The following is a 22,751-nucleotide window of genomic DNA, read 5'->3' on the forward strand; positions in this document are numbered from 1 at the left end:
CAGATGCCCCCGATGCCCGCATTGATTCGCATCTCCAGCGTTCTGCTGCTGTCTTTGTTCACCGCCAACGCCCTGGCCGCCCCGTCGGCGGTCGCGGTCAAGGGCAAGGACAGCACGGCCGAGGCGATTCCCCTGGCCCCGGTCATGGCGGGCGAATTCGCCCTGCAGGCCGGCAAACTGGGCGATGCCGCGCGCTGGTACCTGGAGGCGGCCGAGGCCAGCGAGGGCGATGCCGGGCTGGCCGAGCGGGCGGCCCGGATCGCCATGCTGGCCAACGATGACAAGCGTGCCGCCCGTGCGCTGGCCCTGTGGGAGCAGCGCGCGCCCCGTTCGCTGGCCATGCGCAGCAGCACCGCCGCGCTGGATATGCGCCAGAACAAGGTGAAGGCGGCCCGCACCGAACTGCAGGCCCTGCTCAAGGATCCGGACCCCACCGCCTGGAAGTTCGCGATCGGCGCCCTGATCAGCGGCGGCAGCGATCCCAAGGTGCCAGCCCAGGTGCTGGGCGAGCTGGTCGATGCCAACGCGATTCCCGATCGCCTGGAGGTCTGGCAGGAGTTCGGCCGCCTGGCGATGCGCATGGAACAGCCCGAGCTGGCCCGGCGCATGGTCGATGAGGTGGTCAAGCGCTTCCCGGATGAGCCGCGCGTGGCCCTGCTGCATGCCAGCCAGCTCAACCAGGCCGGCAAGACCGATGAGGCCCTGGCCCTGTTGAAAGGCGTGGAGCCCAGGACCACGCAGGACCCGGAACTGCGCAACGCGGTGGCGATCTCCTACGACCTGATGGGCCAGCCGGCCGCGGCCGAGCGCGTGCTGGCGGTTGGCCCGCAGGACGTGCAGACCTACGGCATGCGCGCCTCGCTGCTGGCCAAGCAGAAGGACGACCCGGGCCTGCTGGCCCTGTATACCGACATCTCCAGGCAGGCGACCAAGCCGGACCCGGCCCAGCGCCTGCTGCTGGGCAAGATCGCCGAGTACCTCAAGCGCTACGAGGAGGCGGTCAACTGGTACCACAGCGTGCCCGGTGGCCCGGAGCGCGATGAATCGCGGCTGCGTGCGGCCAACGCGCAGAACGAACTGGGCCGCACCGACAAGGCCCTGGCCGAAGTGCACGCGATCCAGTCCGATGCCACCGTCGATGACGATGCCCGCCGCGATGCCTATCTGCTCGAGGCCGAACTGCGCCAGCGCGGCAACGACGATGTCGGTGAACTGGACGCGCTGGCCCGTGGCCTGGCGGCGTATCCGGATGAAAACGCGCTGCTGTATGCCCGCGCGCTGGCCTGGGAGCGCCGCGATGACATCCCGCGTGCCGAGGCCGACCTGCGCAAGGTGCTGGTCACCGACCCGGAGAACATCGCCGCGCTCAACGCGCTGGGCTACACCCTGGCCGACCGCACCCAGCGTTATCAGGAGGCCCTGGAGCTGATCGACCGCGCGCGCGTCGCCGAGCCGGACAACGCCGCCATCGTCGACAGCTATGGTTGGGTGCTGTATCGCCTGGGCCGCACGGAAGAAGCGCTGGTGCAGCTGCGCCGGGCCTGGACCCTGGCCAAGGATCCCGAGATCGCCGCGCATGTCGGCGAAGTGCTGTGGGTGTTGAACAAGAAGGACGAGGCGCGCCACTTCTTTGAAGAGGCCCGCAAGCTCGACCCGGACAACCGCGCCCTGCAGCGCGTGATCGAGAAATACGGCGTATGAATCTGCTGTTCCTGAAGGCCGCGTTTGCCGTGGCCGTCGCGTTGTCGCTCTCGGCCTGTGTATCGCTGGATGAGCGCAAGGCGCCCTCCGCCCCGGCCGTGGTCACCACCGTTTCGCCCGCGGCCCAGCAGGCCGAGGCCGAGCGCGTCGCCGCCGTGCGCGCGTCGCCGGCCTGGTCGTTCCAGGGCCGGGTGGCGATCAGCAAGGGCAAGAACGGCGGCAACGGCCGCATCGACTGGCAGCAGCAGGCGCAAGGCTACGTGGTCGAACTCAGTGCCCCGGTCACCCGGCAGAGCTGGAAGCTGACCGGTGACAGCCATCACGAGGGCGGGCGCCTGGAAGGCCTGGAAGGCGGGACGCGCGAGGGTGACGATGCCCAGCAGGTCCTGCTGGAGGCCACTGGCTGGGATATTCCGGTCAACCAGTTGCCCGACTGGGTGCGCGGCCTGGTGGCCGATGCCGCCCCGGCCGAGCGGATCGAGCGCGACGGCGAAGGCCGCCCGCGCCGTGTGCAGCAGCTGGGCTGGGAGATCCAGTACCTGGACTGGTACCCCGCGGAAGCCGGTCGCCCGGTGCTGCCGCGCCGGATCGAAGCGGTCAATGGCGACGCCAAGGTCCGCCTGGTGGTCGACAGCTGGGTGCTGGCCGGCCCATGAGCATGCTGCCGACGGCCGACGGCTGGTCGACCTGGCCGGCCCCGGCCAAGCTGAACCTGTTCCTGCACATCACCGGGCGGCGCCCGGATGGCTATCACCAGCTGCAGACCGTGTTCCGCCTGCTCGAGTGGGGCGATCGCATCCACCTGCGGGTGCGGGACGACGGCCGGATCCGCCGTGAAGGCACCTCGGTGGCCGGCGTCGCCGAGGACGATGACCTGGCGGTGCGTGCCGCCAAGTTGTTGAAGCGCGTGGCGAACATCGCTCAAGGTGCCGATATCGGCGTCGAAAAGCTCGTTCCTGCCGGCGGCGGCTTCGGCGGCGGTTCGTCCGATGCCGGCACCGTCCTGGTCGCGCTCAACCGGCTCTGGAACGCCGGCCTGGACGTCGACGCGCTGGCTGCGCTGGGCCTGCAGCTGGGCGCGGACGTGCCGGTCTTCGTGCGCGGGCACAACGCCTGGGCCGAGGGTGTGGGGGAAGTACTGACCCCGATCGCGCTGCCGCCGGCCTGGTTCGTGCTGGTCCATCCCGGCGTTCACGTGCCGACCCCCGCACTTTTCGCATCACCGGATTTGACGCGCGACGCCCCAGTGGCGAAAATAGCGGACTTCGCTTCCGGGTCTTTGCTCGGGAATGCGTTCGAGCCGGTCCTGCGCCGCCGCGAACCTGCCGTAGCGGCAGCGCTCGCAGCGTTGAGCAGTATCGGCCGGGCACGACTCACCGGGTCGGGAAGCGGTTGTTTCGTCGAGTTCGCCACGCGCGCTGCTGCAGAGCAGGGCTTGGCGCAATTGCCGAAGGAACTGCGGGCATGGGTGGCTGCGGGCGTGGAGCGCTCGCCACTGCTTGATGTACTCGAGCGTTACTGATTTTGATGCAGGGGCGTCGCCAAGAGGCCCAAGGCACCAGGTTTTGATCCTGGCATTCGGAGGTTCGAATCCTCCCGCCCCTGCCACTAGCGGATATCTGCCGCGACTCCATGCGCATGTCTGCGCGGGCGCGGTGCATACGCCGCGGTGTTGTCACCGCAGACACCTCCGGGTGCCGGCGGCCCAGTTCTCCGCCAATCGCTCCCGCCCGAGACCGTCATGATGCAAGAACACCCCAACCTGCTGGTATTTTCCGGCAACGCCAACAAGCGCCTTGCGCAGAGCATCTGCAAGGAACTGGGGGTGCGGCTTGGCAAGGCACTGGTGTCGCGCTTCTCCGATGGGGAGGTGCAGGTCGAGATCGAGGAAAACGTCCGCAAGCAGGACGTCTTCGTCATCCAGCCGACCTGTGCGCCCAGCGCCGAGAACCTGATGGAACTGCTGGTCCTGATCGATGCGCTCAAGCGCGCCTCGGTCAACAGTGTCACCGCCGTGGTGCCGTATTTCGGCTACTCGCGCCAGGATCGCCGCATGCGTTCCTCGCGCGTGCCGATCACCGCCAAGGTGGCTGCAAAGATGTTCAGCGCTGTCGGGGCTGACCGGGTACTGACGGTGGATCTGCATGCCGACCAGATCCAGGGCTTCTTCGACATGCCGGTGGACAATGTGTACGCCTCGCCGCTGCTGCTCGCCGATATCTGGCGCGCCTACGGCACGGAGAACCTGATCGTGGTGTCCCCGGACGTGGGTGGTGTGGTGCGTGCGCGCGCCGTCGCCAAGCGCCTGGATGATGCCGATCTGGCGATCATCGACAAGCGCCGGCCGCGCGCCAACGTCTCCACCGTGATGAACATCATCGGTGACGTCGAAGGCAAGACCTGCGTGATGGTCGATGACATCGTCGACACCGCCGGCACCCTGTGTGCGGCCGCTGCAGCCCTGAAGGCGCGCGGCGCCCTCAAGGTCGCCGCGTACTGCACCCACGCCGTGCTCTCGGGCCCGGCAGTGGACAACATCAACAACTCCCAGCTCGATGAGCTGGTGGTGACCGACACCATCCCGCTGCGTGAAGAGGCGCGGGTGTGCAGCAAGATCCGCCAGCTCAGCGTGGCGGAAATGCTGGCCGAGACGATGCGCCGCATCGCCTTCGGTGAGTCGGTCAGCTCGCTGTACGTGGATTGATTTTTCCGCCCGCCGGCAACGGTGGGTGGTTTCCCGGGGACATCTGGTCGCGGATGTCCCCTCACCGCTTCGCCGCAGGGCGAGGCATCAACTGGTAGTAAAACAATGTCCAAGACTCATGAAATCAAGGTCACCGCTCGTGACGTGCAGGGCAAGGGTGCGAGCCGCCGCCTGCGTCACGCCGGCGTGATCCCGGCCGTCGTGTACGGCGGCGACGTCGCTCCGATCAACATCAACCTGGACCACAACCAGATCTGGCTGGCGCAGCAGAACGAGTGGTTCTACTCGTCCATCCTGGACCTGAACCTGGACGGCCAGGTCACCAAGGTGCTGCTGCGTGACATGCAGCGCCACCCGTTCAAGCAGCTGATCATCCACCTGGATTTCCTGCGCGTGAACGAGAACGAAGCACTGACCGCCAGCGTGCCGCTGCACTTCATCAATGAAGACACCTCGGCCGCCGGCAAGGCTGCCGACGTCGTGGTCACCCACGAACTGAAGGAAGTGACCATCACCTGCCTTCCGAAGGACCTGCCGGAATCGATCGACGTCGACCTGGCCGACCTGAAGGCTGGCGATGTGATCTACCTGTCGGACATCAAGCTGCCGAAGGGCGTCGAGATCCCGGCCCTGGCCCAGGGCAAGGACCATGACGACGCGATCGTCACCGCCAAGCTCGGCAAGGAAGAAGCTGCCGACGAAGCGCCGGCTGCAGAGTAAGTGATTGCGGCGCCTGTCCTCCGGGACAGGCGCCGTTTCTGTATGTGCCGGCACAGGGCCGGTACCGACGAAAGAAGAGTGATGACAGGATTGCGATTGATCGTTGGTCTGGGCAATCCCGGACCCGAGCACGCCCAGACCCGGCACAATGCCGGGTTTCGTTTCATTGACGCCCTGGTGGAACAGGCCGGCGCGCGCTGGAGCGTGGACAGCAAGTTGTTCGGCGAGACCGCCAAGGTCGACATCGCCGGCCAGCCGGTGTGGCTGCTCAAGCCCGCCACCTTCATGAACCTCAGTGGCAAAGCGGTCACTGCCGCGCAGCGCTTCTGGAAGATCGAACCGGAACAGACGCTGCTGGCGCACGACGAACTGGACCTGCCGCCTGGCGTGGCCCGGCTTAAGTTCGACGGCGGTCATGGCGGCCAGAACGGCCTGCGCGACACCATCCGCCTGCTCGGCCACGGAAAATTCCACCGCCTGCGCATCGGCATCGGCCATCCCGGTCACAAGGACCGCGTGGTGCCGTGGGTGCTGGGGCGCGCGAGCAAGGACGACGATGTGCTGATCGGACACGCCGTCAACGATGCGATCGACGTCCTGCCGCTGGCAGTGAAGGGCGATTTCAGCGAAGCGATGAAGCGGCTGCACACCCCCAAGTAGGTACCGACCGTTGGTCGGTACGGAGAATGATTGGTAAAACGGCGAACACACCGCGCCTTTTTCCCAATCACGTTCACCCCAGAGGTTGTCAAAGATGGGTATCAAATGCGGCATCGTCGGTCTGCCCAACGTCGGCAAATCGACCCTGTTCAATGCGCTGACCAAGGCGGGCATCGCCGCGGCCAACTTCCCGTTCTGCACGATCGAGCCGAACGTCGGCATCGTGCCGGTGCCGGATCCGCGCCTGAACGAGCTGGCCGCGATCATCAACCCGCAGAAGGTCATCCCGACCGCGGTGGAGTTCGTCGACATCGCCGGCCTCGTTGCCGGCGCGGCCAGTGGTGAAGGCCTGGGCAACAAGTTCCTGGCCCATATCCGCGAAGTGGACGCGATCACCCATGTGGTGCGCTGCTTCGAGAACGCCGACGTCATCCACGTCAACAACAAGGTCGACCCGCTGTCGGATATCGACACCATCGATACCGAGCTGGCCCTGGCCGATCTGGACAGCGTCGAGAAGGCATTGAACCGCGCCGAGCGCGCCGCCAAGGGCGGCGACAAGGAAGCGGCGGCCCGCAAGCCGGTGCTGGCCAAGCTGCAGGCCGCGCTGGCCGACGGCAAGGCGGGTCGTACCGCCGGCCTGGACGAGGAAGAGAAGGCCCTGGTCCGTGACCTGTTCCTGCTGACCCTCAAGCCGGTGATGTACATCGCCAACGTGCTGGAAGACGGCTTCGAGAACAACCCGCACCTGGACGCCGTGCGTGCCCGCGCCGCCGAAGAAGGTGCGCAGGTGGTGCCGGTTTCGGCTGCGATCGAAGAAGAGCTGTCCCAGCTCGATGACGAAGACCGCGATACCTTCCTGGCCGACCTGGGCCTGTCCGAGCCGGGCTTGAACCGTGTGATCTACGCTGCCTACCAGCTGCTGGGTCTGCAGACCTACTTCACCGCGGGTGTGAAGGAAGTCCGCGCATGGACCGTGCGCAAGGGCGCCACTGCTCCGCAGGCCGCCGCCGTGATCCATACCGACTTCGAGAAGGGCTTCATCCGCGCCGAAACCATCGCGTATGACGACTTCATCAAGTACAAGGGCGAAGCCGGCGCGAAGGAAGCCGGTCGTCTGCGCCTGGAAGGCAAGGAGTACCGCGTCCAGGAAGGCGACATCCTGCACTTCCGCTTCAACGTCTGATTTGCTGCACGTTGATGCCCGCGACGCCCCGCCCTGAGCGGGGCGTTTGCGTTCGTGGACCAGCGTGATCCACGCCATGGAGATCTGGACAAAAAATGACCAGGCATCGAAACGCTTGCCAGGCATGCCTCTGCCTCACTTGTCCACAACAAACTCCCACGCCTCTCCACGCACCGTGTGGAGAACCTGCGGACGATAGTGCCGGCCGCTGGCCGGCAACCCGGCAGACCTGCCCGCCACGCGGCGTGGACAATTTCTGACCACCGCTGAAAACCGTTGCAGTGCATCGTTCACACCGGGTTGTCCACAGCAAACCCCCATCGCTTTCCACGCACTGTGTGGAAAACCGCCACCGCCGCGTGGATAAAAAACAGCCATGCCATGAAAGCGTTGCCCTGCATGGCTTGCATGCACTTGTCCACAGTAAGCCCCCATGCCTCTCCACGCGATGTGTGGAAAACAACGAGGCACATCCGGGGCATGCATGACGCCGGCCAGCGCCCGGTAGCACCCGTGCCTGCGGTGCGCATTCCGCCACTGGCGATGAACCTTCAAGAGCCCACCCGGCGACCAAAAAAAAGACGGAGGCCATGCCTCCGTCCCTGATCCCGCATTGGCCTGGGAAACGGCGTCCTACAACGCCGTACCGCCAAACTTGTGCGTGTACTGCAGATTGATCGTCCGGCCCACCGTGTCGAACCAGGACACGTCGTAGTACGGATACGGCGTGTACGTCGCATCCTTCGGCGGCATCTTGTTGGCGATGTTGACCACCGACAGCGACAGGCGCGAATGATCATCGAAGCGGTACTGCAGCGACACGTTGTAGCGGTACGTCGCCCCGATCCACGGGCTGTCGCCGCTGTCCGGGTCGAAGCTCTGGTCGTAGCTGTCGTAGGTCGGCAGCCTGCCCAGGCGCGAGCCATACAGCGTGGCCGACCATGCCGCGTTCTCCCAGGTCACGCTCGCACTGGTCTTGGTGCGCGGGATATCGAAACCGCTGTTGACCGCGAACTGGTCCTCGACCACGTCGCCCTCGAACTGCTGGAAGTCGTGCGTCTTCACCCAGGTGTGGTTGCCACTGAAGATGAAGTCGCCGATCCCGGTGCCCAGCCGGTAGCGCAGGCCCACGTCGATGCCGCGGGTCGTCTCGCGGGCGATGTTGATCGGGCTCACATGCACCCCGTACAGGCGGCCATCGCTGGTGCGGGTGACCCGGCTGATCGCATCCACGCAGGTCGGCGAGGCCGGATCAGCGCCACCCAGGCGGCAGGCTGCCTCGTCGCGCAGGATCGTGCTCACGTCCATGTCCTGCACCTGGTCGCGCATGTCGATGTCGAACCAGTCCACCGACAGGTCCAGCCCCACTGCCGGCGACCACACGAAGCCGGCGCTCCACGAGGTGCTGGTTTCCGGGTCCAGCTTGCGGTTGCCCTCGCGCGTGCGGATCAGGTTCTCTTCGTAGTCCGAGCAGTCATCGCCGCCGTCCACCGCGCAGGTGTAGTAGTCGTTGGCACTGGTTTCATCGTTGCCCGGGCCGGCATACACATAGTGCAGGTCCGGCGCGCGGAAGGCGGTGCCGTAGGAGCCGCGCACCAGCAGCGTGTCGATCGGGCGCCACTCCAGGCCGCCGCTCCAGGTCGCCTTGCCGATCGTGTTGCCGGAATAGCGGTACTGATCGAAACGACCGGCCACGCTCACGTTGAACGTGTCATGCAGCGGCAGCCGCAGTTCGGCCGCGGTGGCCCAGCGGTTGCGGCTGCCGTGGCCGTCCGAATCCTTCCAGCTGTAGTAGTAGTACTGCGTCGCCAGCGGGTCCGGATTCAGCGCGTAGGACTGGTTGCCGAACTCGGCGGTCGCCGCGAAGCCGGCCTTGCCGCCCGGCAGCTCGAACAGCTCGCCGTTGGTCAGGGTCAGCGCGGCGGTATCGGTGCGCGATTTCGGCGTATAGGTGGTGCGTGCGGCGATCGAGTCGTACTCGCCGCGGCTCAGCGGGCGGTACAGGCGCGCCGGGTCGGCGTTGAACACCGGGAACACGTTGTCATCGTCATCGGTGTACTCGCCCAGCTGCTCGCCCAGGAACAGGGCATTGGCCCTGGCGGCGATGATCTGCGGCCAGCGGATGCTGGACTGGTACTGCGAGTGGCTCAGCGAGGCTTCGTATTCCCAGTCCGCGCCGAGCGCGCCCTTGAAGCCGGTGGTCACGCTGAAGGTTTTCTGCGTGCTGCGCACCATGCCGTTGTCCAGGCCGCCCATTTCCTCGGGCGAGAACTGGCGCTGCCAGAACTCCACCTGGTCGGTGGCCTGGTTGTAGAAGTAGCCGTCTTCGTTGCCATCGGCGGCCATGCGGCCCCACTGGGTGACGTCGCGCATCAGCGCCAGGTCGTGGTAGCCCATCTGCACATCGGCGAACCATTCCGCGCCATTGTCGAAGGCATACCGCAGCGAGGCGTAGCCGTTGGCGCCGCGGCGCTTGCTGAGGATCGTGCCGTAGCCGATCGAGCTGTCGCTGCCGCAGTAGAAGCCATAGCGCGCACGTTCGGCGTACTGGGTGCTGCCGTTGTTCTGGCCAGCCAGCGCATCGCAGGTGGCCTGGCCCGGATCGAGGTAGTCGTCGTTGTAGTCGGTGCGCAGGTAGGCGCGGCGCGCGGCGCGGGCGCTCTCGGTGGGTGCGTCCAGGGTGGAATCCTGCTGGCTGCGCTCATACGCCCACAATGGCGTCTGCGACTGCAGTTCCAGGCTGTAGACCGCGCTGAAACGGCCCGCATCGAAACCGCTGGCGATGCTCATGTCGAACGACTCACCGCCGCCTTCGCTGGTGGTGCCCATGCGCATGTCCACCGTAGTGCCATCCACCTGCTTTTTCAGGATGAAGTTGACCACGCCGGCGATCGCGTCCGAGCCGTAGATCGCCGAGGCGCTGCCGGTGAGCACTTCGATGCGCTCGATCATCCCGATCGGGATGTTGGAGACATCGGTGAAGTTGCTGCGGCCCTGGAAGGGCATCGGGAAATCGGCGATGCGACGGCCATTGACCAGCACCAGGGTGTGGTTGGGGCCGAGGCCGCGCAGGTCGACCTGCTGCGCGCCGGGGGAGAAGTCGGCGCCGCTGGAGGACTGCTGGCTCTGGGTTTCACCGCCGTTCTGGGTCATCGAACGCAGCACGTCCGGCACGCTGGTGAAGCCGCTGGCCTGGATCTGCTCGGCGGTGATGACGGTGACCGGGGCCGGGCCTTCCACCTGCGCGCGCGGAATGCGCGAGCCGGTGACCTGCACCGTATCCAGTTGCTGCACCCCGGGGGCGGGCGCCTGCGCCCCCGCGGTTGCGGCCACACCCATCAACGCCAGCTGGATCGACCACGCCATCGCCTGTTTACGCATGAGAATTCTCGAGAAGAAAGTGTCGGCCTCGAGGGAGGCCTGTCCCCCATTCACATTTCGCGAATGGACGGCGCGCATTTAACGCCTTTTTTACGGGGTTGACCACTTCCAATTTCTCTGGCAAAGAGTGAAAGCGCTTACAGGCCCGTTTTGTTCAGGGAGGTCAACGTGCACAAGGGTTTCCGGCCGTTCCGCGCCTTTCTCTGGCTGCTGCTTGCCGTGCCCTCGGTGCCCCTCTCCGCGCAGGTGTCGCGCAGTCTGCAGGACCCGGGCTACCGCTATTACGAGATCGGCGCGTTGGGCACACCGCCGGCGACGCAGACCGAGCCGGCGATGCTGCTGATGGGCGGCGGCGAGTGGGTGCCGGCCGCCTTCCACTGGTGGCTGGAGCGTGCCCGCCACGGCCGGGTGGTGATCCTGCGCGCCTCCGGCGCCGACGACCTGCAGCGCCGCCTGTACCGGGAGATCGGCGGGGCAGCCTCGGTCCAGACCCTCGTGTTCAACAACCGCCGCGCAGCCGATGACCCGGCGGTGCTGGGCGTGATCGCCGCCGCCGATGCGATCTTCATCGCCGGCGGCGACCAGTCGCGCTACATCCGCTTCTGGAAGGGCACGGCGGTGAATCAGGCGCTCAATGCGCACGTCCGCGCCGGCCGGCCGATCGCCGGCACCAGTGCCGGGCTGGCCATCCTGGGCGGCTACAGCTATGGCGCCCTGGACGGTGGCAGCGTCACCTCCCGGCGCGCCCTGCGCGATCCGATGGGCAAGGCAGTCACCCTGGACAGCGATTTCCTGACGATGCCGTACCTGGCCAATGTGGTCACCGATACCCATTTCGGCAAGCGCGACCGGCTCGGCCGCCTGATCGTGTTCGTGGCCCGTGCGGCGCAGCGCAGCGGGCAGCAGGACATGGTCGGGATCGGCGTGGACGAGGACACTGCACTGTGCGTGGAAGCCGATGGCACCGGCCAGGTGTTCAGTCGTGATGGCGGCTACGCCTGGCTGGTGATGCCGCGGCACACCGCCGATCGCCTGCGTGGCGGCAGGCCGCTGGATTTCCATGCCGTCCCGGTCACCGGCGTGGGCGAGGGCAGTCGCCTGCACCTGGATGGCTTCCGGGTGGACGATGCGGCGTTCGAGATGACGGCGGACATCCGCAAGGGACGCCTGCAGCTGCGATAGCGCATGGCCATCCGGCGCCTGGCCCAGCATCGTGGCTGCCGGGTCAGGCTCTACCCACGGTGCGTCCGTGTCGCCATGATGGGGTTCCCGTCCGATCAGAGTGCGTTGCCCATGCCCCGTCCAAGCGCCTTGCTGCTCTCGCTGTATCTGTCGATCCCGCTGGCGGCCACCGCCGCCGAGCCGGTGCTGGTCATCCATGGGGGAGCGGGGGTGGAGCGCAAGGATCTCTCGCCCACCGAAGAGAAAGCCGCGCGCGCGGCCCTGCGGCAGGCGCTGTTGAAAGGCCATGCCGCGCTGGCGGCGGGCAAGCCGGCGTTGGAGGCCGTCACCGCGGCGATCACCGTGCTCGAGGACGATCCCACCTTCAATGCAGGCAAAGGGGCGGTATTCACCCACGATGGCCGCAACGAACTGGATGCCTCACTGATGGATGGCGCCACGCTCAAGGCCGGCGCGGTGGCCGGGGTGCAGCGCGTGCGCAATCCGATCCTGCTCGCCGAGGCGGTGATGCAGCATTCTCCGCACGTGATGATGGTCGGGCAGGGCGCCGAAGCCTTCGCCACCAGCCAGGGCATCTCCCTGGTGGACCCGTCGTATTTCCGTACCGACAAACGATGGCAGCAGCTGCAGAAGGCACTCAAGGAAGAAGCGAGCGGACAGGCCCATGTGGATCTGGAAACGGCGCGCCACTTCGGCACGGTCGGCGCGGTCGCACTGGACAAGGACGGCAAGCTCGCCGCGGGCACCTCCACCGGCGGGATGACCAACAAGCGCTACGGGCGTGTGGGTGACTCACCGATCATCGGCGCCGGCACCTATGCCGATGCAGGATGCGCGGTGTCCGGTACCGGTTGGGGCGAGTACTACATCCGCACCGCGGCCGCGCACGATATCTGCGCACGCATGCAGTACCTCAAGCAGGGGCCGGCGGAGGCGGGACGTGCGGTGATCAACGAGCGCATTCCCGCCCTCGGTGGCGATGGTGGCGCGATCGTGCTCTCCGCCGATGGCCGCGCCGCGACGCCGTTCAACACCCAGGGCATGTATCGCGGCTGGATCGGCGCCGACGGCGTGCCGCACGTGGCGATCTTCGCCAGCGAAACCCTGCCGCTGCCGGGCCAATAGCCTGTCCCGGCAAGGCAATTCGATATTCGTGTGAAAAAATTCAAAAAGGTTGTTGACAGAACCCCCGTTTATCCCCAAAATTCACGGCTCTTCCACCCCACACCGAAAACGCTTCGGCGCCACGGGACAGGGTGGTAAGGAGGGATACCCAAGCGGCCAACGGGGGCAGACTGTAAATCTGCTGGCTTACGCCTTCGGTGGTTCGAATCCACCTCCCTCCACCAGTTTCATGTTGTGGCAAGAGCTTCCGATGCGGGAGTAGTTCAATGGTAGAACCTCAGCCTTCCAAGCTGATGGTGCGGGTTCGATCCCCGTCTCCCGCTCCATTGAATGAATTTGAATATATTCAAATTCGTGCCATAATACAAAACTCGCTCACGTAGCTCAGTCGGTAGAGCACCTCCTTGGTAAGGAGGAGGTCGAAGGTTCGATTCCTTTCGTGAGCACCATCTAAGTGCCACCAATTCAGACGATTTCGAGATAAGCAGCCATGGCCAAGGGTAAGTTCGAGCGCACCAAGCCGCACGTCAATGTCGGCACCATCGGTCACGTCGACCACGGCAAGACCACGCTGACCGCCGCACTGACCAAGATCGGTGCCGAGCGCTTTGGCGGTGAGTTCAAGGACTACTCCGCGATCGACGCCGCGCCGGAAGAAAAGGCACGTGGCATCACGATCTCGACCGCGCACGTCGAATACGAATCCACCGTTCGTCACTACGCCCACGTCGATTGCCCGGGCCATGCTGACTACGTCAAGAACATGATCACCGGTGCTGCCCAGATGGACGGCGCGATCCTGGTCTGCTCCGCTGCTGACGGCCCGATGCCGCAGACCCGCGAGCACATCCTGCTGTCGCGTCAGGTCGGCGTGCCGTACATCGTCGTCTTCCTGAACAAGGCGGACATGGTCGATGACGCCGAGCTGCTGGAACTGGTTGAAATGGAAGTCCGCGAGCTGCTGAGCAAGTACGACTTCCCGGGCGACGACACCCCGATCATCTCGGGTTCGGCCCGCCTGGCGCTGGAAGGCGACCAGAGCGAGATCGGTGTGCCGGCCGTGATCAAGCTGGTCGAAGCCCTCGACAGCTGGATCCCGACCCCGGAGCGTGACGTCGACAAGCCGTTCCTGATGCCGGTGGAAGACGTGTTCTCGATCTCGGGTCGCGGCACCGTGGTGACCGGTCGTATCGAGCGCGGCGTGATCAAGGTCGGCGAAGAAATCGAAATCGTCGGTATCCGTCCGGTCCAGAAGACCACCGTGACCGGCGTGGAAATGTTCCGCAAGCTGCTCGACCAGGGTCAGGCAGGCGACAACGCCGGTCTGCTGCTGCGCGGCACCAAGCGTGACGACGTCGAGCGTGGCCAGGTCCTGGCCAAGCCGGGTTCGATCAAGCCGCACACCAAGTTCGACGCCGAAGTCTACGTCCTGTCCAAGGATGAAGGCGGCCGCCACACCCCGTTCTTCAAGGGTTACCGTCCGCAGTTCTACTTCCGTACCACCGACATCACCGGCGCTTGCGAGCTGCCGGAAGGTGTGGAAATGGTGATGCCGGGCGACAACGTGAAGATGGTGGTCACCCTGATCAACCCGGTGGCCATGGACGAAGGTCTGCGCTTCGCCATCCGTGAAGGCGGTCGTACCGTCGGCGCCGGCGTGGTCTCCAAGATCCTCGAGTAACAGCGTAATACCGGCGGTTGCATTGCGCTGCCGGTCTCGCGAGTGGCGGGCCGGGAACCTCGGTCCGCCTTCGCCGTCTTAGGGAAGGCAAGTTTTTTCAGTACGCCAGTAGCTCAATTGGCAGAGCAGCGGTCTCCAAAACCGCAGGTTGGGGGTTCGAGTCCCTCCTGGCGTGCCACTTCTCCCTTCCAGCGGCTATGCCGCCACAGCAGCCAGAGCCGGATGAACAGCAAGATCGAGCATTCCAAAGACAACGCCTCCACTGGAGGTGACATCGTCAAGTACGCCGCCGCAGCGATCCTCGTGCTGGCGGGTCTTTTTGCTTGGTATTGGTTCGGTGCTCCTGAGCACGCCTCACAGAGTGCATGGGCCGGTCCGCTTCGCGGTCTGGCCGTTGTCGTTGGCCTGGTGGCCGGCCTCGGCGTGTTCCTGCTGACCGGCAAGGGTCGCGACACGCGGGAATTCCTTTCCGAATCGCGTTTCGAACTGCGCAAGGTGGTCTGGCCGACGCGCCAGGAAGCCATTCGCATGACCTGGGTGGTGATCGTCGTGGTGATCATCCTCAGCCTGCTGCTGGGCGGATTTGACTTCGTGATTCAGAAATTGACCCAGTGGTTCCTGGGTCGATAAGGAGAAACCAGTGAAGCGTTGGTACGTCGTTCACGCCTATTCGGGCTTCGAAAAGTCGGTGGCGCAGGCTCTGCGCGATCGCATCGTGCGTGACGAGATGCAGGAGCGCTTCGGTGACGTCCTGGTCCCGACCGAGGAAGTGGTTGAAATGCGCGCTGGCCAGAAGCGCCGTTCCGAGCGCAAGTTCTTCCCGGGTTACGTGCTGGTCCAGATCGAGACCCACGAAGAAAACGGCATTCCGCGCATCGACAACGAAAGCTGGCACCTCGTGAAGGATACGTCCAAGGTGATGGGCTTCATCGGCGGCACCGCCGACCGTCCGTTGCCGATCCGTGATGAAGAGGCTGCCGCCATCCTGGACCGCGTTCAGGAAGGTGTGGAAAAGCCCCGTCCGAAGGTGCTGTTCGAGCCGGGCCAGATGGTCCGTGTCACCGAAGGTCCGTTCAACGACTTCAATGGCGTGGTCGAGGAAGTCAACTACGAGAAGAGCCGTCTGCGCGTCTCGGTGTTGATCTTCGGTCGTGCCACCCCGGTCGAGCTCGAGTTCGGCCAGGTCGAAAAGGCCGTCTGAGCCTGGGGCAGCAGGGTTCCGGGCGGCCGCCCGGAACCTGAACAGCCGGTGCCCGCGAGCCTGCAGGCAAGGGCGGAAAAAACCTGATATAGTGCGCGGCTTCCTGCCAGGAAGCTGGCAAAAAGCAAGGGCCGCCGCAAGGTGGCCTTCTGCGTGAATTCAAAACGCGATGCCGGGACGCGTGATTCCCGGTCCGATGGGGAGCCTGTTGTCGCAAGGCGCTAGCACCCGGAGAGCATACTCATGGCAAAGAAAGTTGTCGGTTACATCAAGCTGCAGGTGAAGGCCGGTCAGGCCAACCCCTCGCCGCCGGTCGGTCCTGCGCTGGGTCAGCGTGGCCTGAACATCATGGAATTCTGCAAGGCCTTCAACGCCGCCACGCAGAAGCTGGAGCCGGGTCTGCCGGTGCCGGTCATCATCACGGCCTACTCGGACCGTACCTTCACCTTCATCACCAAGAGCACCCCGGCCGCCGTGCTGCTCAAGAAGGCTGCTGGCATCTCCTCGGGCTCCAAGCGCCCGAACACCGAAAAGGTGGGCAAGGTGACCCGTAAGCAGCTGGAAGAAATCGCGAAGACCAAGGAAGCCGACCTGACGGCCGCCGACCTGGACGCCGCAGTGCGCACGATTGCCGGTTCTGCCCGTTCCATGGGCCTCGTGGTGGAGGGTTAAGAAGATGGCACAGACCAAGCGTGAGAAGGCCATCAAGGCCGCCGTCGTCCCGGGCAAGGCATATGCCTTCGAGGACGCGATCAAGATCCTGAAGACCGCTGCCAAGGCCAAGTTCGTCGAGTCCTTCGACGTTGCTGTGCGCCTGGGCGTGGACGCCAAGAAGTCCGACCAGCAGGTGCGCGGTTCCACCGTGCTGCCGGCCGGTACCGGCAAGAGCGTGCGCGTTGCCGTCTTCGCCCCGGCTGGCGCCAAGGCTGACGAAGCCCTGGCCGCTGGCGCCGAAGCCGTTGGTATGGACGATCTGGCCGAGAAGATGCAGGCCGGCGATCTGAACTACGACGTCGTCATCGCGACCCCGGACGCCATGCGCGTCGTGGGCAAGCTGGGCACCGTGCTCGGCCCGCGCGGCCTGATGCCGAACCCGAAGGTCGGCACCGTCTCGGCCAACCCGGGTGAAGCCGTCAAGAATGCCAAGTCGGGTCAGGTGCGTTACCGCACCGACAAGGCCGGCATCATCCATTGCACCATCGGCAAGGCCGACTTCGCCGAAGACGCGCTGAAGTCGAACCTGCAGGCGCTGCTGATGGACCTGATCAAGGCCAAGCCGGCCACCTCGAAGGGCACCTACCTGCAGAAGGTTTCGGTCAGCTCGACGATGGGCCCGGGCGTCACCGTCGACCAGTCGTCGCTGTCGCTGAAGTAATCGTTTCAAGCGGGTACCGGGCTCAGGTCCGGTACCCGCGATATTTGAAGGCAATCCGAGTGGGGTTCGCCCCGCGGAGATAGCCGTCAAAGACCGCAGGCGCGGTCAGTACATACCGGCGACGGGCAGGGATGCTCGCATTGGCAGGGAGTCGCCGCCGGCGCAGTACCGAACGCTTAATCGATTCCCCCGGGAATCACCCTGCGTAGATGGTGCCCTTCTGGAGTTTTTCTGGTTTACGCACGTCTGGGTTCTCCCAGGTTGGCCATCCAGGTCTAGAACGGCCCACCCTTGGAACATCACCTGATGTTCCCGGCGTCCAGGACGGATGCCGCCCAGGACCGCACACGGCAGGAGCCGTAAGCGGAGTTCAATTGGAGGAGTGCAATGGCTCTCAATCTGTCCCAGAAGCAAGAAGTAGTCGCCGAGCTGGCAGACGTCGCCGCCAAGGCTCACTCCTTGATCGCAGCCGAATACGCTGGCACCACGGTCTCCCAGATGACCGCGATGCGCAAGCAGGCACGCGAAACCGGCGTTTTCTTGAAAGTTGTCAAGAACACGCTGGCGGCACGTGCAGTGGAAGGTACCGAATACGAATGCGCCAAAGACGCACTCGTCGGTCCGCTGCTGTACGCGTTCTCGCTCGAGGAGCCCGGCGCAGCCGGTCGCCTGATCAAGGATTTTGCCAAGACCAACGACAAGCTGCAGGCAAAAGTCGTGGCCATCGGCGGGGAACTGTTCCCGGCCGGTCATGTCGACGTGCTGGCCTCGCTGCCGACCCGTGATCAGGCCCTGGCCATGCTGGCCCGCGTCCTGTCCGAGCCGGCTGCCATGTTCGCCCGCGCCGTCAAGGCCGTGGCCGACAAGCAGGGTGGCGGTGAAACCGCTGACGCTGCCGAGCCGGTCGCCGAAACCGCCTGAGTCGACGTTTCCGTGGTTCCGAACGGAACCTCAACCCAGAAAATTATCCAAAGGTAATCAAAATGTCCCTTACCAACGAACAGATCGTCGACGCCATCGCCGAGAAGTCCCTGATGGAAGTGATGGAGCTGGTCAAGGCCATCGAAGAGAAGTTCGGCGTCTCCGCCGCTGCTCCGGTCGCCGCAGCTGCTGCTGCTGGCCCGGCTGCCGCTGTTGAAGAGCAGACCGAATTCGACGTCATCCTGAAGTCGGCCGGCGACAAGAAGGTCGAAGTCATCAAGGCCGTCCGTGCCATCACCGGCCTGGGCCTGAAGGAAGCGAAGGATCTGGCAGAAGCCGGCGGCATGATCAAGGAAGCCGCTTCGAAGGACGACGCTGCCAAGTTCAAGAAGGACCTGGAAGCTGCTGGCGCGACTGTCGAAGTCAAGTAAGCAGTTCCTTGCCTCGCCATCGAAACACGGCGATGCAGCCAAGGCTGGGGGCGTAAGCCCCCGGCCTTTGGTCGTTTCACGCAACACCCGAAATACGAGCCCAACACGGGCTGCGGTCATCCTCTGCTACAGCGGCGCCCAGGCGCGCGGGCAGGGGAGTGGATGCAGACGAGTTGGCAGTTGGAAGTAGCGGGAGAAGGCGTGCTGGTGCCGGCAATACCAGCGACTTCCAACTGACAATTTCAGTTTCCCCTCGGGTCGTGGACGCACGATCCGCACAGCCAAGGTGATACCTCATGACGTCTTATTCGTTCACCGAAAAGAAGCGTATCCGCAAGGATTTCGGCAAGCAGCGCTCGATCCTCGAAGTGCCGTTCCTGCTTGCCATCCAGGTCGATTCCTATCGTGAATTCCTGCAGGAAAACGTCGATCCGGCCAAGCGCACGGACCACGGCCTGCATGCGGCCCTGAAGTCGGTGTTCCCGATTTCCAGCTACAGCGGCAATGCCGCCCTGGAATACGTCGGCTACAAGCTCGGCGACCCCGTGTTCGACGAGCGCGAGTGCCGTCAGCGTGGCATGAGCTACGGCGCGCCGCTGCGCGTGACCGTGCGCCTGGTGATCTACGACCGCGAGTCGTCGACCAAGGCCATCAAGTACGTGAAGGAGCAGGAAGTCTATCTCGGCGAAATCCCGCTGATGACCGACAACGGCACCTTCATCGTGAACGGTACCGAGCGCGTGATCGTCTCGCAGCTGCACCGTTCGCCGGGCGTGTTCTTCGACCACGACCGTGGCAAGACCCACAGCTCGGGCAAGCTGCTGTACAGCGCCCGCATCATCCCGTACCGCGGCTCCTGGCTGGACTTCGAGTTCGACCCGAAGGACGCCCTGTTCACCCGTATCGACCGTCGCCGCAAGCTGCCGGTCTCGATCCTGCTGCGTGCGCTGGGCTACAGCAACGAAGAGATGCTGGCCGAGTTCTTCGAGATCAACACGTTCCACATCAACCCCGATGAAGGCGTGCAGCTGGAGCTGGTCTCCGAGCGCCTGCGTGGCGAGACCCTGAACTTCGACCTGGCCGACGGTGACAAGGTCATCGTGGAAGCCGGCAAGCGCATCACCGCGCGCCACGTCAAGCAGCTGGAAGCCTCGGGCATTGCCGCGCTGGCCGTGCCGGACGAGTACATGGTCGGCCGCATCCTGTCGCACGACGTGGTCGATGCGAACACCGGTGAGCTGCTGGCCCAGGCCAACGACGAAATCACCGACGAGCAGCTGCAGGCCTTCCGCAAGGCCGGCGTGGATGCCGTGGGCACCCTGTGGGTGAACGATCTGGATCGTGGCCCGTACCTGTCCAACACCCTGCGCATCGATCCGACCAAGACCCAGCTGGAAGCCCTGGTCGAGATCTACCGCATGATGCGTCCGGGCGAGCCGCCGACCAAGGACGCCGCGCAGAATCTGTTCCACAACCTGTTCTTCACCTTCGAGCGCTACGACCTGTCCACGGTCGGCCGCATGAAGTTCAACCGTCGTGTCGGCCGCAAGGAAGTCACCGGCGAAGCCGTGCTGTACGACCGCAAGTACTTCGGTGAGCGCAACGACGAAGAGTCCAAGCGCCTGGTCGCCGAGCACGCCGATACCTCCGACATCCTGGACGTGATCAAGGTCCTGACCGAGATCCGCAACGGTCGCGGCGTGGTCGATGACATCGATCACCTGGGCAACCGTCGCGTGCGTTCGGTCGGTGAAATGGCCGAGAACGTGTTCCGCGTGGGCCTGGTCCGCGTCGAGCGCGCGGTCAAGGAGCGCCTGTCGATGGCTGAATCCGAAGGCCTGACCCCGCAGGAGCTGATCAACGCCAAGCCGGTCGCCGCTGCCATCAAGGAGTTCTTCGGCTCCTCGCAGCTGTCCCAGTTCATGGATCAGAACAACCCGCTGTCGGAAGTGACGCACAAGCGTCGCGTCTCGGCCCTGGGCCCGGGCGGCCTGACCCGCGAACGCGCCGGCTTCGAAGTGCGCGACGTGCATCCGACCCATTACGGCCGCGTCTGCACCATCGAAACGCCGGAAGGCCCGAACATCGGCCTGATCAACTCGCTGGCCGTGTACGCCCGCACCAACCAGTACGGCTTCCTGGAAACCCCGTACCGCAAGGTCGCCGACGGCAAGGTCTCCGACGAGATCGAATTCCTGTCGGCCATCGAAGAGAACGAGTACGTCATCGCCCAGGCCAACGCCCTGACCGATGCCAAGAGCATGCTCACCGAGCAGTTCGTACCGTGCCGCTTCCAGGGTGAGTCGCTGCTCAAGCCGCCGGCGGAAGTCCACTTCATGGACGTCTCGCCGATGCAGACCGTGTCGATCGCTGCCGCGCTCGTCCCGTTCCTGGAGCACGATGACGCCAACCGCGCACTGATGGGCGCCAACATGCAGCGTCAGGCCGTGCCGACCCTGCGTGCCCAGAAGCCGCTGGTGGGTACCGGTATCGAACGCGCCGTGGCCCGTGACTCGGGTGTGACCGTGAACGCCCGTCGTGGCGGCGAGATCGTGCAGATCGACGCCGGCCGCATCGTGGTCAAGGTCAACGAAGTGGAGATCACCGACGCGACCGACGCCGGCGTGGATATCTACAACCTGATCAAGTACACCCGCTCCAACCAGAACACCTGCATCAACCAGCGTCCGCTGGTGGAAGTGGGCAACGTGGTGGCGCGTGGCGACGTGCTGGCTGACGGTCCGTCCACCGACATCGGCGAACTGGCCCTGGGCCAGAACATGCTGATCGCCTTCATGCCGTGGAACGGCTACAACTTCGAAGACTCCATCCTGCTCTCCGAGCGCGTGGTGGAAGAGGATCGTTACACCACGATCCACATCGAAGAGCTGACCTGCGTCGCGCGTGACACCAAGCTGGGGCCGGAGGAAATCTCCGCCGACATCCCGAACGTGTCCGAGCAGGCGCTGAACCGTCTGGACGAGTCGGGCGTGGTGTACATCGGTGCGGAAGTGCGCGCCGGCGACATCATGGTCGGCAAGGTCACCCCGAAGGGCGAAAGCCAGCTGACCCCGGAAGAGAAGCTGCTGCGCGCGATCTTCGGTGAGAAGGCCTCGGACGTGAAGGACAGCTCGCTGCGCGTGCCGCCGGGCATGGACGGCACCGTCATCGACGTGCAGGTCTTCACCCGCGATGGCATCGAGAAGGACAAGCGCGCCCGTCAGATCGAAGAGTCTGAAATCAAGCGCGTCAAGAAGGACTTCGACGACCAGTTCCGGATCCTGGAAGGTGCCATCTACGCCCGTCTGCGTTCGCAGATCGTCGGCAAGGTGGTCAACGGCGGTGCCAACCTGAAGAAGGGCGACACCGTTACCGACGCCTACCTGGACGGCCTGAAGAAGGCGGACTGGTTCGTGCTGCGCATGAAGGACGAGGACGCCTCCGAAGCCATCGAACGCGCCCAGAAGCAGATCCAGGCGCACGAGAAGGAATTCGAGCGTCGCTTCGCCGACAAGCGCGGCAAGATCACCGCGGGCGACGATCTGGCCCCGGGCGTGCTGAAGATGGTCAAGGTGTTCCTGGCCGTGAAGCGTCGCATCCAGCCGGGTGACAAGATGGCAGGCCGCCACGGCAACAAGGGTGTGGTCTCCAACGTGGTGCCGGTCGAAGACATGCCGTACATGGCCTCGGGCGAGACCGTGGACATCGTGCTGAACCCGCTGGGCGTGCCGTCGCGTATGAACATCGGGCAGATTCTGGAAGTGCATCTGGGCTGGGCCGCCAAGGGCCTGGGTCGGAAGATCCAGGGCATGCTGGAAGCCCAGGCCGCGATCAACGACCTGCGCAAGTTCCTGGACGATGTCTACAACCACGACAAGACCCAGCACGCCAACCACGTCGACCTGACCCAGTTCAGCGACGAGGAGCTGCTGCGCCTGGCCGCCAACCTGACCGACGGCGTGCCGATGGCAACGCCGGTGTTCGACGGTGCGACCGAAGCCGAGATCAAGCACATGCTTGCCTTGGCCGACCTGCCGCTGAGCGGCCAGACCCAGCTGTATGACGGCCGCACCGGTGAGGCATTCGATCGCCACACCACCGTGGGCTACATGCACTACCTGAAGCTGAACCACCTGGTCGACGACAAGATGCACGCCCGTTCGACCGGCCCGTACTCGCTCGTCACCCAGCAGCCGCTGGGCGGCAAGGCGCAGTTCGGTGGCCAGCGCTTCGGTGAAATGGAAGTCTGGGCGCTGGAAGCCTACGGCGCGGCCTACACCCTGCAGGAAATGCTGACGGTGAAGTCCGATGACGTGCAGGGCCGCAACCAGATGTACAAGAACATCGTCGACGGTGAGCACGAGATGGTCGCGGGCATGCCGGAATCCTTCAACGTGCTCGTGAAGGAAATCCGCTCGCTGGCCATCAACATGGAACTGGACGGCAACTGATCGCGCAGGCGCGGCTGCCCCGGCAGCCGCGC

At 64.9% G+C, this 22,751-nt stretch carries 18 protein-coding genes and 5 tRNA genes; 22 read left to right on the forward strand and 1 reads right to left on the reverse strand.

Annotated features, from left to right (window positions below; all coding sequences use genetic code 11):
* Positions 1-12: 12 nt before the first annotated feature.
* From AC07WC_RS01855 to ychF, 8 genes are all read left to right on the forward strand, one after another.
* Positions 13-1,701 carry a tetratricopeptide repeat protein gene (locus tag AC07WC_RS01855; protein ID WP_495208542.1) on the forward strand — a complete coding sequence of 563 codons (1,689 nt, stop codon included), beginning with the start codon at positions 13-15 and terminating at the stop codon, positions 1,699-1,701.
* Positions 1,698-2,357, forward strand: a complete 660-nt coding sequence (gene lolB, locus AC07WC_RS01860) for a lipoprotein insertase outer membrane protein LolB (RefSeq protein ID WP_495208543.1) — start codon at positions 1,698-1,700, stop codon at positions 2,355-2,357. Before AC07WC_RS01855 ends, lolB begins: the two co-directional genes overlap by 4 nt.
* Positions 2,354-3,223, forward strand: a complete 870-nt coding sequence (gene ispE / locus AC07WC_RS01865) for a 4-(cytidine 5'-diphospho)-2-C-methyl-D-erythritol kinase (RefSeq protein WP_495208544.1) — start codon at positions 2,354-2,356, stop codon at positions 3,221-3,223. The genes lolB and ispE overlap by 4 nt, the downstream gene beginning before the upstream one ends.
* A gap of 9 nt (positions 3,224-3,232) precedes the next feature.
* A tRNA-Gln gene (locus AC07WC_RS01870) sits at positions 3,233-3,309 on the forward strand.
* A gap of 136 nt (positions 3,310-3,445) precedes the next feature.
* Complete coding sequence (locus AC07WC_RS01875) at positions 3,446-4,405, forward strand: ribose-phosphate diphosphokinase (RefSeq protein WP_495208766.1); 960 nt, start codon at positions 3,446-3,448, stop codon at positions 4,403-4,405.
* A 105-nt stretch (positions 4,406-4,510) separates the two neighbouring features.
* Positions 4,511-5,125: a 50S ribosomal protein L25/general stress protein Ctc gene (locus AC07WC_RS01880; RefSeq protein WP_070426684.1), complete on the forward strand. Its 615-nt coding sequence runs from the start codon at positions 4,511-4,513 to the stop codon at positions 5,123-5,125.
* Positions 5,126-5,206: 81 nt separating this feature from the next.
* On the forward strand, positions 5,207-5,785 hold the full coding sequence (gene pth / locus AC07WC_RS01885) for an aminoacyl-tRNA hydrolase (RefSeq protein WP_495208545.1): 579 nt from the start codon (positions 5,207-5,209) through the stop codon (positions 5,783-5,785).
* A gap of 94 nt (positions 5,786-5,879) precedes the next feature.
* Positions 5,880-6,971 carry a redox-regulated ATPase YchF gene (ychF, locus tag AC07WC_RS01890; protein ID WP_088434937.1) on the forward strand — a complete coding sequence of 364 codons (1,092 nt, stop codon included), beginning with the start codon at positions 5,880-5,882 and terminating at the stop codon, positions 6,969-6,971.
* Between the two features lie 633 nt (positions 6,972-7,604).
* Here ychF and AC07WC_RS01895 read toward each other — a convergent pair.
* Entirely contained in the window at positions 7,605-10,352 is a 2,748-nt protein-coding gene (locus tag AC07WC_RS01895; RefSeq protein WP_495208546.1) for a TonB-dependent receptor plug domain-containing protein, read from the reverse strand.
* A 168-nt stretch (positions 10,353-10,520) separates the two neighbouring features.
* On the opposite strand from AC07WC_RS01895, the gene AC07WC_RS01900 reads away from it, so the two are divergent.
* The 14 genes from AC07WC_RS01900 (at position 10,521) to rpoB (ending at position 22,719) form a co-directional block, all read left to right on the forward strand.
* A complete protein-coding gene (locus AC07WC_RS01900) occupies positions 10,521-11,534 on the forward strand; it encodes a cyanophycinase (RefSeq protein WP_495208547.1) in 1,014 nt (337 codons plus the stop codon).
* A gap of 111 nt (positions 11,535-11,645) precedes the next feature.
* Entirely contained in the window at positions 11,646-12,659 is a 1,014-nt protein-coding gene (locus AC07WC_RS01905; protein ID WP_495208548.1) for an isoaspartyl peptidase/L-asparaginase family protein, read from the forward strand.
* Between the two features lie 138 nt (positions 12,660-12,797).
* Positions 12,798-12,883, forward strand: a tRNA-Tyr gene (locus tag AC07WC_RS01910).
* Positions 12,884-12,911: 28 nt separating this feature from the next.
* A tRNA-Gly gene (locus tag AC07WC_RS01915) sits at positions 12,912-12,985 on the forward strand.
* A 47-nt stretch (positions 12,986-13,032) separates the two neighbouring features.
* Positions 13,033-13,108 (forward strand) — tRNA-Thr (locus tag AC07WC_RS01920).
* A gap of 41 nt (positions 13,109-13,149) precedes the next feature.
* On the forward strand, positions 13,150-14,340 hold the full coding sequence (tuf, locus tag AC07WC_RS01925) for an elongation factor Tu (protein WP_019186113.1): 1,191 nt from the start codon (positions 13,150-13,152) through the stop codon (positions 14,338-14,340).
* 102 nt (positions 14,341-14,442) lie between these two features.
* Positions 14,443-14,518, forward strand: a tRNA-Trp gene (locus AC07WC_RS01930).
* Between the two features lie 44 nt (positions 14,519-14,562).
* Positions 14,563-14,970 (forward strand): preprotein translocase subunit SecE, encoded by a 408-nt coding sequence (gene secE / locus AC07WC_RS01935; RefSeq protein ID WP_019186114.1) that lies wholly within the window; start codon positions 14,563-14,565, stop codon positions 14,968-14,970.
* 10 nt (positions 14,971-14,980) lie between these two features.
* On the forward strand, positions 14,981-15,541 hold the full coding sequence (gene nusG, locus AC07WC_RS01940) for a transcription termination/antitermination protein NusG (protein WP_019186115.1): 561 nt from the start codon (positions 14,981-14,983) through the stop codon (positions 15,539-15,541).
* Between the two features lie 243 nt (positions 15,542-15,784).
* Positions 15,785-16,213, forward strand: coding sequence for a 50S ribosomal protein L11 (gene rplK / locus AC07WC_RS01945; protein WP_019186116.1), 429 nt, complete (start codon positions 15,785-15,787; stop codon positions 16,211-16,213).
* 4 nt (positions 16,214-16,217) lie between these two features.
* Complete coding sequence (gene rplA / locus AC07WC_RS01950; RefSeq protein WP_495208549.1) at positions 16,218-16,916, forward strand: 50S ribosomal protein L1; 699 nt, start codon at positions 16,218-16,220, stop codon at positions 16,914-16,916.
* A gap of 387 nt (positions 16,917-17,303) precedes the next feature.
* Complete coding sequence (rplJ, locus tag AC07WC_RS01955) at positions 17,304-17,837, forward strand: 50S ribosomal protein L10 (RefSeq protein ID WP_088434028.1); 534 nt, start codon at positions 17,304-17,306, stop codon at positions 17,835-17,837.
* A 62-nt stretch (positions 17,838-17,899) separates the two neighbouring features.
* A complete protein-coding gene (rplL, locus tag AC07WC_RS01960) occupies positions 17,900-18,268 on the forward strand; it encodes a 50S ribosomal protein L7/L12 (RefSeq protein WP_019186119.1) in 369 nt (122 codons plus the stop codon).
* A gap of 296 nt (positions 18,269-18,564) precedes the next feature.
* On the forward strand, positions 18,565-22,719 hold the full coding sequence (gene rpoB, locus AC07WC_RS01965; protein WP_266083998.1) for a DNA-directed RNA polymerase subunit beta: 4,155 nt from the start codon (positions 18,565-18,567) through the stop codon (positions 22,717-22,719).
* Positions 22,720-22,751: the final 32 nt, after the last annotated feature.

This window comes from Stenotrophomonas sp. GW821-FHT01H02A (assembly GCF_059422145.1).